Origin of the sequence: Prochlorococcus marinus CUG1433, from assembly GCA_017644425.1 — a bacterium.
GTDB classification, from domain to species: Bacteria; Cyanobacteriota; Cyanobacteriia; order PCC-6307; family Cyanobiaceae; genus Prochlorococcus_A; species Prochlorococcus_A marinus_U.
In genome coordinates this window covers 912464-926995 of the sequence record JAEPLN010000001.1, presented here as the reverse complement: position 1 = coordinate 926995, position 14532 = coordinate 912464, and the positions used below count along the sequence as shown (strand labels likewise).

The window sequence follows — 14532 nt, the reverse complement described above, 5'->3', positions numbered from 1 at the left end:
TTTCAATAATCCAGATTTTTTAAAAAATTAAGTTATGTGCGGAATAGTTGGAATTGTTTCTTCAGATGATGTAAATCAACAAATTTACGATAGTCTTTTGCTTCTTCAGCATAGAGGTCAAGACTCAACAGGTATAGCAACAATGGAAAATACAATTTTCCATCTACATAAGGCTAAAGGTCAGGTTAACACTGCTTATAGAACTAGAGATATGAGGAATTTAATTGGTAAAATTGGATTAGGTCATGTTAGATATGCGACAAAAGGTTCAGCGGAAAGCGTAGAGGAAGCACAGCCTTTTTACGTTAATGCTCCTTATGGAATCGTTTTGATACATAATGGTAATTTGACGAATACAAGAGATTTAGAAAAGCAATTATTTAATATCGATAAACGTCATACTAATTCTTCAAGTGATACTGAAATGCTTTTAAATGTATTTGCAACAGAATTACAAGAACAAATTCAAAATCAAGAATTAGAGCCTGATGTTATTTTCAATGCGGTTAAATCTTTACATAAGAGAATTCAAGGATCATATGCTTCAATAGCATTAATTTCAGGACATGGTTTATTAGCATTTAGAGATCCTTTTGGTATTAGGCCTTTAGTTATAGGAAGAAGACTTTCACTAAGAACCAACAAAGAAGAATGGATGGTTGCAAGTGAGTCATTAGTGCTTGAGAATAACGATTATCAAGTTGTGAGAGATGTAGATCCTGGAGAAGCTATTTTTATAAATCTCAATGGTGAGCTTTTTTCTAAGCAATGTTCTGAAAATCCAAAGTTATTCCCTTGTGCATTTGAATATGTTTATTTAGCAAGGCCAGATTCAATTATGAATGGGATTTCTGTATATAAAGCTCGTTTGAAAATGGGAGATTATTTGGCAGATACAATTAAAGAAACAATTAATGCTGGAGATGTTGATGTCGTAATGCCTATTCCTGATTCTTCTCGCCCTGCAGCCATGCAAGTTGCAAGACAATTAGGAATAGAATATAGGGAAGGTTTTTTCAAAAATAGATATGTTGGTAGAACATTTATAATGCCTGGTCAGCAAAAACGTAAGAAATCTGTAAGACAAAAATTAAATGCTATGAGTGCAGAGTTTAAAAATAAAAATGTACTAATTGTTGATGATTCGATAGTTAGAGGTACTACTTCAAAAGAAATTGTTCAAATGGCTAAGGATGCAGGCGCTAATAAAGTTTTTTTTACATCAGCAGCTCCTCCTGTTCGTTTTCCTCACGTTTATGGAATAAATATGCCGAACAGAGACGAATTAATAGCTCATAATAGAACAATTAGTGAAATTGCTGCTCAACTTGAAATTGATAACCTCGTTTACCAAAGTGTTGATAATTTACGCAAGTCAATAATAAGTGAATCTTCTATTAAGGATTTGGAAATGAGTTGTTTTACTGGTTCTTATGTAACGGAAACAGTAAATGATGAGTATCTACAATGGGTTGAAAATGAATATAAATCTTAGTTGAGATAATTTTCAAGTCTAAAACAATTTTCAAGGTATTCATTTTGTTCTAAATTTAAAAAGTCAATTAAAAAATTTGTTTTATTTGATTTGAAATCTAATTCTCTACAATTTAACCTGGCGGATTTATTTTTATTAGTTTCAATATCAATGTAATTGTTACTTGGTAATATTTTGAAGAAAGAATCGTTTTTAAGTTGGTTTTTTTCATTCAAGTATCCCAACTTAAACTCATTTGCCCAGTAAATTTCATTGCTATTAATACAAAAGATTTTTCCTAACTTAGAAATTAAATAAATTTTTTCTCCATTTTCAAATGGGTAACAAGAAACAATTTTTTCAGATGGCAAAAGTTTAGCGAGTATTAATCCTTGAGATTGTTTAGTAGTTGGTGTTAAAAATTTATTAGATAAATTAAATTTAAATATCCTTCCAATTGAGGTTAATATTATTAAATCTTTTTCTTCATTAGAAATAAAGGAATCAACTGTTTTAATATTATTTTTTAACTTTGTGATAGCAAAAGATCTATTGCTCTTAAACATATCTTCATCAAATAAAACTTTTTTAAATCTCCCATCTGAATTCAAAATACATAAATAATTTTTATTATCTTTTTTTATTGCATGAAAATTTATTATTTCATTAGGATCTATGTTACCAAGATTTTTATTGTCTAATTTATAGTCATTATTAATATTAGATTCCCAATCAATGTGAAAAACTTTTCCTGTAAAAGTGATGCCAATTATTTTTAAATTTTTATCAATATTACATATGAATTTTTGAATATTTTTATTATCTATAATCCTTTGTATATTATCAAATGATTTCTTATAGTTGTTTATAAACATTTTTTTCAAGTAAAGTCTATTATCAATACATAATTTTGTTTTTTTATTGATATGGTCTTCAAGAATTCGATTATTAATTGTTTCTATTTCTTGAGACTGATCTATATGTTTAAGTAATTTTGTTTTTCTTTTGATGTTGTATTTTTTCTTTAAAATTAATAATTCTTCTATTAGTAATTTAAATAACAATTTTCTTTCATTTAATAACTTTTGAAAATAATTCTTTTTTTCTTGTAATTTTTTTATTTCTTCATAAATTTGATTTTTTTCAAGAGCAGTTAATTTTTTTAGAGGCATATCTAAAACTGAATTTGCTTGTTTCTCAGTCAAGAAAAAACTATCTATTATGTTTAATTTAGCTTCTAAGGAATTTTTTGAGTCTTCAATGATCTGAATAACTTTTTTTATATCTTTTGTCGCTTTTGATAAGCCCTCCAAGATTTCAAGTTTTTCGAGAGTGCTTTTTAGAAAATATTTGGTTCTTTTTCTTATTGTTTCTTCTCTAAATTCAAGAAAATAGTTTAAATATTGTTTTAAGTTTAGTTGACAAGGCTTGCCTTTAACTAAAGCTAAAAATATTGCACCAAAGTTTGTTTGGAGAGTTGTTTTTTTATATAAATTGGAAATTACAATTTCAGCATTAGCATCTTTTTTTAATTCTATTAGAATTCTCATCCCATCTCTATCGCTCTCATCTCTAATATCGGATATCCCATTAATTTTGCCTGCATTAACTATTTCTGCTAGTTTTTCAATCCAGCCTGCTTTACTTATCTGATAAGGAAGTTCTGAAATTATTAATACATTTCTTTTATGTTTACCTTTGCCTAAATTTAGTTCTTCTTTATTAATAACCCCTCTGATTGTTATTGATCCTTTTCCAGTTTCGTAAAGTTCTTCTATTGCATGATTATAAATTAGTTCTCCGCCTGTAGGAAAGTCAGGACCTTTAATAATGGAATTAAGTTTTTTATCGCTTATATCATTATTCTCTATTAAAGCGATTAAACCATCTACTATTTCACCCAAGTTATGAGGTGGAATGTTTGTTGCCATTCCAACAGCAATACCTGATGATCCGTTTAATAATAAAAATGGAAGTTGAGCTGGAAGAACATCTGGTTCTTTTTGCGAGCCATCAAAGTTGTTTGAGAAACTTACTGTTTCTGATCCAATTTCTTCAAGGAATCCTTTATAGGCAATTGGCGCTAATCTGGTTTCTGTATATCTCATGGCTGCCGGTGGATCATTGTCTACTGATCCAAAATTTCCATGGCCATCCAAAGTAGGATATTTAGTTGAAAAATTTTGCACTAGTCTTACTAATGCATCATATACTGCTTGATCTCCATGAGGATGGTATTTACCAAGTACATCTCCAACAACTCTTGCACATTTTCTAAATGGTCGATCTGGTGTTAAACCTAATTCGTACATTGCAAATAGTATTCTTCTTTGGACAGGTTTAAGTCCATCTCTTGCGTCTGGGAGAGCACGACCAACAATTACACTCATTGCATATTCCAGATAAGAACGTTGCATTTCTTCTTGGAGAGAGATAGAAGTGAAGTTGTTCTTATCCATTAATGAAAAATTGAATATTTATTTATAATTAAATTAAGACTAATATGAAAAAAAATTTTTACCAGTATTGAAAATCAAGAAGACGCATTTATTTTTGATATTGCAATTATTACGTCTTTTTGAAGTTGATCATTTTGTAAAAGGATTTTTGTAGAGGCCTGTAATTTTTCTCCCCATAACTGTTTTTTTCTATATTGGTAGTTAACGTAATTGGGATCTTTTGCTAGAGCTTTTTTTGCGAGTTCAATAGATAATGTAATATCTTTTATTCTTAAACATGAAGCAAGCCCTAGCAAGGGTTCTGCGTTTTCTTGAATTGAGATTGCCTTTTTAAAAAATTTAATTGATTGATTTATATTGTTTTTTTCGAAATACGCTAACCCTTTATTGTTGATTGCCTGCCAGAAATTTGATTTAATTTGTAAAGATTTATCATATAACTCGATAGCTTTTGAAAAATTTTTTTCTATTAAAAAAATATTTCCTAATTGAAAAATAGCTTTGTAGTTTTCTGGCTCAAATTTTAATCCTTTTTCTAAAGAAGTTTTCGCGTTTTTTAGTTGAGATATTTCAAAGTAGATAGTACTTTTTGCAAAGTAAATTTCGCTCATATTTGGATTGATTTTTTGAGCTTGATCTAAAGAATTTAAAGCATTTTTGAAGAGTTTATTAGCTACTTGTGCTTCAGACAAAATTAACCATAATTTTTCATCCGACTTATTAAGTTTTACAGCTAATTTTGCTAAGTTTAAGCTTTCTTTATATTGTCCAAAATATAAAAGTTGATATGCATTTTTGCCTATAGATAAACTTTCTCTTTGCAAATTTTTGGTTGATGGAAAGTAATAGTAAGGAACTATTGATTGGGCTTGCTCTATTTTTAAACAGTAAAAACTAATTAAATAAATAAAGATTAAACTTTCAAGAAATTTTTTCATACATTAATTGATTGATTTTTTAAATTTGCTTTTATGTTTCTTTTCCACATCCATGGTTTGATTCTTTTTAATGTAGTTCCTTTAAGATTTTTTCCCCACATTTCATCATCCCAATTTAATGATTCAATATTAAGATTTTTAATCCATTCTTTTGGTTCCGTGTCGACTGTATTGTTATATGGCACTGACTTATTCCAAGGACAGACATCTTGGCAAATATCACATCCTGCAACCCATCCATTTAAATTTTCTTCTATTTTTTTTGGCATAGTTTCTTTTCTGTTTTCTATTGTGTGATATGCAATACATAGTTCAGAATTTATTACAAAAGGTTCAACTATTGCATTTGTGGGACAATATTCAATACACTTATCACATTTTCCGCAAAGGGGTTGATGAGGTTTATCTGGTACTAAGTCTTTTGTAAGTATTAAAAAACCTAAAGTAAACCAGGAACCATATTTTTTGCTTATTAAATTACTATTTTTACCTATCCAGCCAAGACCTGATTCTTCCGCCCATGCCTTCTCCAGAAGCGGGGAGGTGTCGACACATATTTTCCATTTGCAATCTGGAATTTCTAAGTTAATCCATTCACCAATATTCTTTAATTTTTTGTAAATCACCTTATGATAATCTTCTCCTTGACTAAATTTTCCTACTTTGAAGATTTGGTTTTCATTATTTTGAGAATTAAAGTAGTTAAATCCAACGCTTAGTACACTTTTCGCTCCATCAAGAAGTGAACAAATATCTTTTCTTCTTTCTGCTTCCATCCATTTCATTTCACCATGATAGTTGTTTGATAGCCATCTTTCTAATGCGTTAGTTCTTAATTTTAAGCGAGTACTACTAGGTATTGAAGCAATTCCAGAAATTGTAAAGCCTTCAGAAATTGCTCTTTCTTTCAATTTTTTACTTATCTTTTTTTTATCTTGTATGCTATTGATCATCTCTTCATTATGTATAAAATTTCTCTCAAAAGTTATTTTTTGGACAAGAAACTAATAAATAATTTTAATTTATAAAAAAAATATATATCCTTACTCAGTAAAAACAGTTAGATTATTGTTAAAGTTATTGTATTTGGCAACGTTATTTTGGTTGATTCTAATCAAAATCAAGATTCAAACTTAGGATCTAGACTCCAACAAGATCTAAAAAATGATCTTATAGCTGGTTTGTTAGTTGTAATTCCTTTAGCAACCACTATTTGGCTTTCGTCTTTAGTTAGTAAATTTGTTTTAACACTAGTTACATCTGTTCCTAAACAGTTAAATCCTTTTATTAATTTAAATCCTTTATTGCAAGATTTAATTAATCTTAGTTTGGGTTTAACTGTTCCTTTGTTAGCTATTTTGCTAATAGGCTTAATGGCTAGAAATTTTGTTGGAAGATGGTTATTAGAATTTGGAGAGGGGACGTTATCAAAAATTCCTGTGGCGGGGGCAGTATATAAAACTCTTAAGCAATTACTTGAAACTTTTTTAAGTAATAAATCTAATCGATTTAGAAGAGTTGTCTTAGTTGAATATCCCCGTGAGGGACTATATAGCATAGGCTTTGTAACCGGTGATGTTGGTCCTTCTTTGCAGTCAGAATTAAAAGAAAAACTGTTGAGTATTTTTATTCCTACAGCACCAAATCCAACAACTGGCTGGTATACCTTGGTACCTGAGGCTTCTGTTAAGGATTTGGATATTTCTGTTGAAGATGCTTTTAAAACAATTATTTCTGCTGGAATAGTTAATCCTGATGAGAAAAATAATAATACAAATCCAACTTTTTCAAAATTATTTTCTCAATTACGCGCCTCCACAAATACTTCTCCTAATTAATGCATAATAATAAATCCCTATCTAGGGAACTATCTTTAATATCTTTAGGTTTGATAAACGATGTAGGTAATTCTAAATTAAATAACTCTCAGATAGAAAATATTTTTGAATCAGCTTTGGATACTCTCATAAATCATTGCAGAGATGAATTGGATAATTGTGAGTCAGAGTTGGAAATTGCATCACAAAAAATACTAGATAGCGAATTACAAGAAGGGATTAATTCCTCTTTTTCAAATGTTAGAGAAGAACTTAAAAAATCTTTAAAAAAGATTGAAGTTGTAATGAATACACTCTCGACGACTTTAGATTTCCCAAAATTGGTTGTTTCAAGTGGACAAATTGATATTAGAGAGGATGTGAATCAGAGAATACATAATATAGTAAGTAATTTGTCAGTTATTGATTCAGAAATTGATGAAGTAATGGATGGCTGGAGATTAAAAAGATTGCCGAGAATTGATCGAGATATTTTGCGTTTAGCCTATGTTGATATTAATTTTTTGAATACACCAATTGCTGTTGCTTGTGATGAGGCTGTAAATCTAGCTAATAAATATAGCGATATAAAGGGAAGAAAATTCATTAATGGAGTTTTAAGGAGATTACAAACAGTAAAATAGTAATTATTATTTGATATAAATAAATAGTAATTTAAAATTTATTCAATACGATTTATAAATATCAATGACAAATACTGATGCTGATAATTCTCGAGAGTGGGCAGCGCAAGCTTATGCTCTATTAAAAAAACGACAAGAAGAGCAAAAACAAGAATTACAGGAGCAAGAAGAGCAAAAACAAGAATTACAGGAGCAAGAAGAGCAAAAACAAGAATTACAGGAGCAAGAAGAGCAAAAACAAGAATTAATTGAAAGTATTAGTTCAGAAAATCATCCTGAAAAGATTAATGATATTGCTGAGCCTGCATTAGGAGAATTTGATGACAATTTTACTTGGTCTGCGATGGTACTTGCTAATCAGGGAAAAAAAGTAAATCAAATATCAATAGATGAAATAGATTGGTTAACTAAATTAAAAAGAGGATTAGAAGAGACAAGAAAAGGTTTTGTAACCGAACTATTGGATAAATTGGGGGATGATCCTCTCACTCCAGAATCTCTTGATGATTTAGAGACTTTATTAATAAGAGCAGATGTCGGTATTGCTTCAACTGATAAAGTCATAAGTTCTTTAAGAAAGAAATTGAACGAAGAAGTAGTAGGTGGAGAAGCAGGAATAAAATTTTTAAAGAAGGAATTAAAATTAATTATCGACAAACCAATAAAAAATTCAGGTACCGAATTATTAGTGCCACAAAAGGGCAATTTAAATGTTTGGCTACTAGTAGGCGTTAACGGCGTTGGTAAAACCACAACTTTAGGAAAATTAGCATATTTGTCTTCAAAAAGTAACTATAAAACATTAATTGCTGCTGCTGATACTTTCAGAGCTGCTGCTGTAGAACAATTAAAAGTATGGGGTGAAAGGAGTAATGTCGATGTAATATCTAATCAATCAAAAAATGCTGATCCAGCAGCAGTAGTTTTTGATGCTATTAATTCTGCAATAAAAAGAAATGTTGAATTATTGCTAGTTGATACAGCAGGAAGATTACAAACAAAAAATAATTTAATGGAAGAATTAGCAAAAATAAAAAAAATTATTGATAAGAAGGCTCCAGAAGCCATTATCGAATCATTATTAGTTTTAGATGCAAGTCAAGGTCAAAATGGCCTAAAGCAAGCAAAAAGTTTTGCTAAATCAGCAAACTTAAGTGGAGCAATTATTACTAAATTAGATGGTACTTCCAGAGGAGGTGTTTCTTTAGCTGTATCTGAAGAAGTAAATTTGCCTATTAGATTTATTGGGGCTGGCGAGGGTATAAAAGATTTGAGACCTTTTAATAGCTATGAATTTGTGGAGGCTTTGCTTGCAGATAAATGAATATTTAATTAAATTTTTTTAAAAGTTTAAATTTAATGTTAAAACATATTTATCTATTGAATTTGTAGTGCAAAATAATCAAAAAGAAAAATTATTTTCAAACAAATTTATTCAAGAATTTTTAGATAATGAATCTGAAGAATCTTTAAACAATAAATATAAATTTGCTGAAATTGCATCATCGCTCGCATATTATTTAAAATCTTTCTCTAATGTAAATAGATTACTGGACTATATATGCTTAATTTTTAAACATATTTATAATCAAAAAATAATATTGATTATTCCTCTTAATTATGAGGGGGAAATATGGCATGAAAATATAAAAATTTCTGCTAGTGATGAATTTTTGAAGATTGAGGAAGAAATTCACAATTTTTTAAACCAATTTAATTTTTCTAAAAATTTTAAAATAAAAGAAATTATAACTTTTGAAAATTCTTTAAAAAATTATTTTAAAGAATATAAAATAGATACGGAAAAAATTTTATCTAGGGGAAAATGTAGAGGATTTATTTATATTATTAGCAAGGGTTTACCTGACGAATCAATACATGATGATTGTAATTTTAATTTTATCCAAAATTCTCTAGCCGTTGGATTAGAAAATTACTGCTTAATTAAAACAAATAAAAAGCATGAGCAGGTAGATCGAGAAATTTCTACTGGAGCTGAAATTCAATCTCAATTACTTCCAGTTTATTGTCCAACTATTGATGGAGTTGATCTTGCAGCTCATTGTAGACCAGCTCTGCAGTTAGGCGGTGATTATTATGATTTTATGTGTTTAAAGACAAATATCTCAGAAAAAAGAAAACAAAAAGCTAGATGGGCGTTGGTTATAGGTGATGTTATGGGCAAAGGTATTCCTGCTGGTCTTCTGATGACAATGCTAAGAGGCATGCTACGTGCAGAGGTTCTTACAGGTTTACCTCCAGATAGAATCTTGCATGATTTGAATCAACTTGCAATAAATGATTTAGATCAATCACATAGATTTGTGACATTATTTTATTCAGACTATGACCCTAGAACGAGAAAATTGAGATTTGCAAATGCAGCGCATAATCCTCCTTTACTTTGGAAAAGTTTAGATCAGAAAATTATAAAATTAGATGCAGAAGGATTTGTCCTTGGCTTACAACAGAATGCCGAATACAGTTGCGGTGAAATCAAGCTTAATCAAAATGATTTATTGCTTTATTATACCGATGGAGTAATCGATACTTCTAATTCTTTAGGTCAAAGATTTGATGAAGATAGGTTAATTAAAATTCTTACAAAACTATGCAAGCAATCCTATACATCTCAAGAAATTTTAAATAGAATATTTAAAAAATTAGATGACTTTACAGGGCAAAATAGGCACTTGGAGGATGATGCATCCATCGTCATTTTGAAAGTGAAATAGATATTTTTTGTCACCCATATAAAAAAATGCTTTATTAGAGATATCTAAAGTTAAAATTGATATGGCAAAAGTTTGGAGTAAAAGATTTGATAATACTCTTAATCCTTTTATTGAAAAGTTTAATGCTTCAATTGGCTTTGATAAAAAGCTTATTTTAGAGGATCTAGATTGTTCGATTGCTCATGCAAAAATGCTTGGCAAAACTCAAGTTTTAACTTCTTCTGAAACTTTGCAAATCATTAAAGGTCTTGAGTTAATAAAAGTTGAGTATTTGGAGGGTAAATTTTCTCCTAAACCTCCCTCTGAAGATATTCACTATTGTATTGAAGAAAAACTAATTAACTTAATTGGCGAAACAGGGAAGAAATTACATACTGGTAGAAGTAGAAATGATCAGGTTGGTACAGATTTAAGATTGTGGCTCAGAAAAGAGATTGATTATCTTGAAATTTTGTTAACTGATTTGCAAAAATCCTTTTTTTATCTTGCTAAATCTAATATCTATACCTTAATTCCTGGATATACACATATGCAAAGAGCACAACCATTATCTTTAGCCCATCATTTACTGGCATATTTAGAAATGTTTCAAAGAGATCGAGAAAGGTTTAAAGAGGTAAGAGCAAGAGTCAATATTTCTCCATTGGGATCTGCAGCATTAGCGGGGACAAAAATAAAAATTGATAGGAACTTTACAGCTGCAGAATTGGGTTTCGAAAATATCTATAAAAATAGTATTGATGCGGTGAGTGATAGAGATTTTTGTATAGAATTTGTATCCGCCTCCGCCTTGGCAATGTCTCATCTAAGTAAAATTTCAGAAGAAATAATTTTATGGGTAACTGATGAATTTTCTTTTGCAAAATTAACAGATAATTGTGCTACTGGCAGTAGCTTAATGCCGCAGAAAAAAAATCCAGATGTTCCAGAATTGATAAGAGGTAAAACAGGAAGAGTATATGGACATCTACAAGCATTGTTAACCATGGTTAAAGGAGTGCCACTTGCTTACAATAAGGATTTTCAAGAGGATAAGGAACCTATATTCGATACTGCAGAGACTTTGTCATCTTGCATAAAGGCAATGACTATTTTAATCAACGAGGGCATAGAATTTAATATAAAAAATTTGTCTGATTCAGTAGAAAATGACTTTTCTAATGCAACTGATTTAGCAGATTATTTGGTTGGTAAAAATGTTCCATTTAGGACCGCTTATCAAGTTGTGGGTGAAATTGTTAAATATTGCTTAGAGAGAAGAATTTTATTTAAAAACCTTACAATTGATGAATTTAAAAAATTTCATCTTGAATTCGAAGAGGATGTATTTGTTGATATTCAACCTTTTAATGTAGTTACGTCAAGAACAAGTGAAGGTGGAACAGGGTTTGCTCAAGTAGAAAAGGAGTTAAATAATTGGCAAAAAAAATTGTTACTTTGAATCTGCATTGTTTTTCTACAACAAGGGTATTCTTTGAAGTAGAATAATAGAGTAACGTTATAAGACTGCTTATTGTAGTTTTTTTAATTAGGTAAATTTTTCTTTGTTGAGATTAAAGTGAGTATTTTTGTTGGCAATTTGCCATTCCGTGCAGAACGTGAAGATGTTTTACAATTGTTTGCTCCTTTTGGAGAAGTTTTAAATTGTTCTCTTCCTCTTGAGAGAGATACTGGAAGAAAAAGAGGATTTGCATTTGTTGAAATGGCAGACGAATCAATTGAGTCAACTGCTATTGATGGTTTGCAAGGTACAGAGCTTATGGGTAGACCATTACGAATTAATAAGGCAGAGCCTAGAGGTTCTGGAGGGCCTCGAAGGGGTGGAAGAGGTGGTTACGGTGGCGGTAATAGCGGCGGTTATGGCGGCGGTGGTTATGGCGGCGGTAATAGCGGTGGTTACGGTGGCGGTAATAGCGGCGGTTATGGCGGCGGCGGTTATGGCGGCGGTAATAGCGGTGGTTATGGCGGCGGTAATAGCGGTGGTTATGGCGGCGGTAATAGCGGTGGTAATAATGACCTTAATACCTCTTACACCAATAAATCCTCTGGTGCAGAAGGCTGGGAAGATAGAAGTTTTGGAAACTCTAGTGAAAATTCAGAATATGAGAGTGGAAGAAGTAGGAGAAAAAGGCGTGCTTCAAATGATGGTAATGAATCAAATGGTGAAAATTAGTATCCCATTTCTTTAAGCTTAGTTGTCAATTTAATAAGATAATCGGTGTCTAATTCCTTTTTTATAGATTTAATTGAAATCTGATTTCTCCAAATTTTTGCTTTTGGAACACTCTCGACTAAGTTAATAAGATGTTTACAAATGTCCCAAGATTTTCCTCCATTTCTTAGATGTTCATCTATGTAAGGAATTAAGGAGAAGATTATATCTGAGGCAGATTTAGGTTTTGTATTTATTCCATATACTTTTTGGTCAATTTTAGACCATCTCAAAGGATGTTTATACACTGATCTTCCAATCATTACACCATCAAAATCATCTAGTGCTTTTATTGATTCATCGATACTATTAAAACCACCATTGATTTCAATTAATAATTCTGGATTGAATCTTTTTAATTTTTTTACTAGATCATATTTTAGTGGAGGTATAGTTCTGTTTTGTTTTGGATTAAGACCTTTTAGTATGGCTTTCCTAGCATGAACTGTAAATCTATCAGCACCAGCATTTGCAACGAACCTTACGAATTTATTCAAGTGACTGAAGCTATCATCTTCGTCAACACCAATTCTGTGTTTGATCGTGACAGGTAAGCTACAATTATTTTTTAAAGATTCTATGCATTTTGCAACTTTTATAGGATCTTTCATTAGTGAAGCGCCAAAGTTGCCCGAGCAGACTCTTGGACTTGGACAGCCAACATTGAAGTTTATTTCGTCATAACCCCAATCCTGTGCCATTAAAGCAGCCTCTTTAAGAATTAAAGGATCGTCTCCACCAAATTGAATAGATATTGGATGCTCCTCTTTATTAAAATCTAGAAAATTATCTTTTTTATTTGTATAAACTAAACTTTGAGCAACAATCATTTCAGTATATAACAGGGCTTTAGAACTTATTTTTCTCATTATCATCCTGAAATGTTTATCAGTACAATCCATCATTGGAGCAATACTTAATTTATGAATATTTTTCATAGAATTAGATTGATTAAAACTCATTACCTTTTTATGTGATTTAAATATATGAATCAATTTCTAACAAGAAGATCTTTTATTCTAATTCCTATTATGTCAATCTTAAAAACAATCTTTAAACCTATTCAAGTATTAGCTTCTTCATCAAACTCAAAAGAAGAGTGGAAATCTAAGCTTAGTCCAGAATCATATTATATTTTGAGAGAGGAAGGAACTGAAAGAGCTTTCAGTAGTCCATTAAATAATGAAAAAAGAAAAGGGGTTTTTCACTGTGCAGGATGTGATTCACCTCTTTTTCTTTCAGATAAAAAGTATGATAGTGGTACAGGTTGGCCAAGCTTTTGGGATTCAATTCAAGGATCAATCGAAACAAAGGTCGATTTCAAGTTGATTGTTCCAAGAACCGAATATCATTGCTCTAGATGTGGAGGCCATCAAGGGCATGTATTTAATGATGGGCCACCTCCTACGGGAAAAAGATACTGTAATAATGGCCTAGCATTAAGATTTGTTCCTGATTAAAAAATTGTGCGGCCTTCCGCAACTTGTTTAGTGCATCATTTTAATAGAAAATAGATTTATTAAATTTATAGAAAAATGATTGAAAATCAATCAGACAATATTGAAAATAAAGAAAATGATATTTCTGACCAAAATAATTCTCCTGAAGATTCTTCATCTACAGGAGAACAAATAATGGCAAATGATGGATTATCTCAAAAAACAGAAGAAATAAATGCTGAAGAATTAAAAAATACTATTACTAATAATGACGCAAGGTTAGAACAGTTAGAAAAAGAACATGAAACTCTAAAAAATCAATATGTAAGAATATCAGCTGATTTTGATAATTTTAGGAAAAGACAGTCTAGGGATCAGGATGATTTAAAAATCCAACTTGTATCAAAGTCTTTAACTGCAATACTCCCTATTGTTGATAATTTTGAAAGAGCAAGACAACAACTTAAGCCAGAAAGTGAAGAAGCTCTAACTCTTCATAGAAGTTATCAAGGATTATATAAACAACTAGTAGAAGTTTTGAAACAACAAGGAGTTGCACCGATGAGAGTAGTTGGTCAGAAATTTGATCCAAATTTGCATGAAGCTGTATTAAGAGAGCCAAGTGAAGAGCTTAATGAAGATTTCATTATTGAAGAATTGCAGCGTGGATACCATTTAGAAGGAAAGGTTTTGAGACATGCTCTTGTTAAAGTTTCTATGGGGCCTGGCAAACAAAATTCACAAGAGGAAGTAGAAAAAGATAAAGTTGAAGGGGATGCCAATTCAGAGGAGAATACTTCTGAAAATGTATAAA

General features: G+C 30.5%; 13 protein-coding genes. 9 read left to right on the top strand and 4 right to left on the bottom strand.

Features of this window, described 5'->3' with window-relative positions:
- Positions 1-34: 34 nt before the first annotated feature.
- Positions 35-1495, top strand: coding sequence for an amidophosphoribosyltransferase (gene purF, locus JJ842_05355; protein ID MBO6971338.1), 1461 nt, complete (start codon positions 35-37; stop codon positions 1493-1495).
- Here the strand turns inward: purF and JJ842_05350 are convergent.
- From JJ842_05350 to queG, 3 genes are all read right to left on the bottom strand, one after another.
- The gene (locus JJ842_05350) at positions 1492-3933 is read right to left on the bottom strand and encodes a DNA topoisomerase 4 subunit A (GenBank protein ID MBO6971337.1); all 2442 of its coding nucleotides are present in this window, start codon (positions 3931-3933) and stop codon (positions 1492-1494) included. The two genes, purF and JJ842_05350, sit on opposite strands and share 4 nt — an antisense overlap.
- A 74-nt stretch (positions 3934-4007) precedes the next feature.
- Positions 4008-4871 carry a pilus assembly protein TadD gene (locus JJ842_05345; GenBank protein ID MBO6971336.1) on the bottom strand — a complete coding sequence of 288 codons (864 nt, stop codon included), beginning with the start codon at positions 4869-4871 and terminating at the stop codon, positions 4008-4010.
- Positions 4868-5824, bottom strand: a complete 957-nt coding sequence (queG, locus tag JJ842_05340) for a tRNA epoxyqueuosine(34) reductase QueG (protein MBO6971335.1) — start codon at positions 5822-5824, stop codon at positions 4868-4870. Before queG ends, JJ842_05345 begins: the two co-directional genes overlap by 4 nt.
- Before the next feature lie 147 nt (positions 5825-5971).
- Between queG and JJ842_05335 the strand changes: the two genes are divergently transcribed.
- The 6 genes from JJ842_05335 to JJ842_05310 all read left to right on the top strand — a co-directional run bounded on the left by JJ842_05335 (position 5972) and on the right by JJ842_05310 (position 12240).
- Positions 5972-6709, top strand: coding sequence for a DUF502 domain-containing protein (locus JJ842_05335; protein ID MBO6971334.1), 738 nt, complete (start codon positions 5972-5974; stop codon positions 6707-6709).
- A complete protein-coding gene (nusB, locus tag JJ842_05330) occupies positions 6709-7332 on the top strand; it encodes a transcription antitermination protein NusB (GenBank protein MBO6971333.1) in 624 nt (207 codons plus the stop codon). Before JJ842_05335 ends, nusB begins: the two co-directional genes overlap by 1 nt.
- A gap of 64 nt (positions 7333-7396) precedes the next feature.
- On the top strand, positions 7397-8656 hold the full coding sequence (gene ftsY, locus JJ842_05325; protein ID MBO6971332.1) for a signal recognition particle-docking protein FtsY: 1260 nt from the start codon (positions 7397-7399) through the stop codon (positions 8654-8656).
- A gap of 67 nt (positions 8657-8723) precedes the next feature.
- Entirely contained in the window at positions 8724-10067 is a 1344-nt protein-coding gene (locus tag JJ842_05320) for a serine/threonine-protein phosphatase (GenBank protein MBO6971331.1), read from the top strand.
- Positions 10068-10128: 61 nt separating this feature from the next.
- Entirely contained in the window at positions 10129-11508 is a 1380-nt protein-coding gene (gene argH / locus JJ842_05315; protein MBO6971330.1) for an argininosuccinate lyase, read from the top strand.
- Positions 11509-11625: 117 nt separating this feature from the next.
- Positions 11626-12240, top strand: a complete 615-nt coding sequence (locus tag JJ842_05310) for an RNA-binding protein (GenBank protein ID MBO6971329.1) — start codon at positions 11626-11628, stop codon at positions 12238-12240.
- On the opposite strand, the gene dusA is transcribed toward JJ842_05310, so the two are convergent.
- Complete coding sequence (gene dusA, locus JJ842_05305; GenBank protein ID MBO6971328.1) at positions 12237-13241, bottom strand: tRNA dihydrouridine(20/20a) synthase DusA; 1005 nt, start codon at positions 13239-13241, stop codon at positions 12237-12239. The genes JJ842_05310 and dusA overlap by 4 nt on opposite strands.
- A gap of 24 nt (positions 13242-13265) precedes the next feature.
- Between dusA and msrB the strand changes: the two genes are divergently transcribed.
- Positions 13266-13739 (top strand): peptide-methionine (R)-S-oxide reductase MsrB, encoded by a 474-nt coding sequence (gene msrB / locus JJ842_05300; protein ID MBO6971327.1) that lies wholly within the window; start codon positions 13266-13268, stop codon positions 13737-13739.
- Between the two features lie 75 nt (positions 13740-13814).
- The gene (gene grpE, locus JJ842_05295) at positions 13815-14531 is read left to right on the top strand and encodes a nucleotide exchange factor GrpE (GenBank protein MBO6971326.1); all 717 of its coding nucleotides are present in this window, start codon (positions 13815-13817) and stop codon (positions 14529-14531) included.
- Position 14532: the final 1 nt, after the last annotated feature.